Source organism: Deinococcus rhizophilus, from assembly GCF_030271215.1.
Lineage (GTDB): Bacteria > Deinococcota > Deinococci > Deinococcales > Deinococcaceae > Deinococcus > Deinococcus rhizophilus.
Genome location: NZ_JASNGB010000407.1, coordinates 1 through 455, shown reverse-complemented (window position 1 = coordinate 455; position 455 = coordinate 1). Strand labels below are relative to the sequence as shown.

The window sequence follows — 455 nt, the reverse complement described above, 5'->3', positions numbered from 1 at the left end:
GCGCTGGCGGGCGGCCTCGGGGAACCGGAAGCCTTCCTGCTGCGGCCCAGCGGCGCCCTGATCGAGACGCTGGCGACCTCAGCCCCGCCCCGGCTGCCGGGCGCGGTGCTGGCGCAGGTCCGGGCCGGGGAAACGGTCACGCTGGTCGAGGGGCCGCGCCGCGCCGGGTGGTGGGAGGTGTTTCAGCCGCAGATGACCGTTCACACGCGCGTGGTGGCCCATCCCATCTACGGCTTCGGGGCCGGGGGGTTCGGGGTCGCGTACCTGATGGTCCTGCGGGCCCGTGACGAGCAGACGGTGGCCGCCCTGACGCGGGTCCGCGCGGCGGTGCTGGCGTGGCTGGGCGCCGGGCTGCTGCTTGCCGCCGCCGCCGGGTACCTGCTCGCGCGGGTGATCGCCTCGCCGGTCGCGGCGATGGCCCGCACCGCCCAGGCTGTGCAGGACGGGGACCTGGG

At 76.9% G+C, this 455-nt stretch carries 1 protein-coding gene; it reads left to right on the top strand.

What is annotated here, in order from left to right; genetic code table 11:
* Positions 1–455 (top strand): hypothetical protein (locus tag QOL99_RS17590; protein ID WP_285525699.1); only part of this gene is annotated, 455 nt, incomplete at both ends.